At 33.3% G+C, this 411-nt stretch carries 1 protein-coding gene; it reads left to right on the forward strand.

Going from position 1 to position 411, the window contains the following annotated elements; genetic code table 11:
- Positions 1-72: 72 nt before the first annotated feature.
- Positions 73-384 (forward strand): hypothetical protein, encoded by a 312-nt coding sequence (locus tag AC1DJR_RS33710; RefSeq protein WP_002084409.1) that lies wholly within the window; start codon positions 73-75, stop codon positions 382-384.
- Positions 385-411: the final 27 nt, after the last annotated feature.

Consider the following 411-nt stretch of genomic DNA (forward strand, 5'->3'; position numbering starts at 1 on the left):
GCCTAAAGTAGAAGTTGAAAAATTGATGAGCCACGAAAAAGTTAGAAAATTGAAAGTAGGTGAAGCGAGGTTATGGAATTGGCATTCTTAAAAAAAAGAAAGAATCGTATTTATAAACAGGAAACGTGGATGGGTATTATTTCATTAATTATTGCCTTTCTAGCGTTATTGTATTTGAACATTACATTGCTTATTCAAGAAACATTTATAGGCGAAGGTTTTCGAGAAATAGTTGGAGCTGGATTGATGTGTTCAGTCGTAGGCATGCTCACAAAAAGCAAAAGTCGAAAATATGCATTGTGGGCATGTAGTTTATTTGTTTTTATGTTACTGTTTGCTGTATTTGGATTTATGTTAGGTTGGATGATAAGCTTTACGCCATAAATATGTGGAAAAGAGCGAATGTAGATT

This window comes from Bacillus sp. 05T31 (assembly GCF_056396725.1).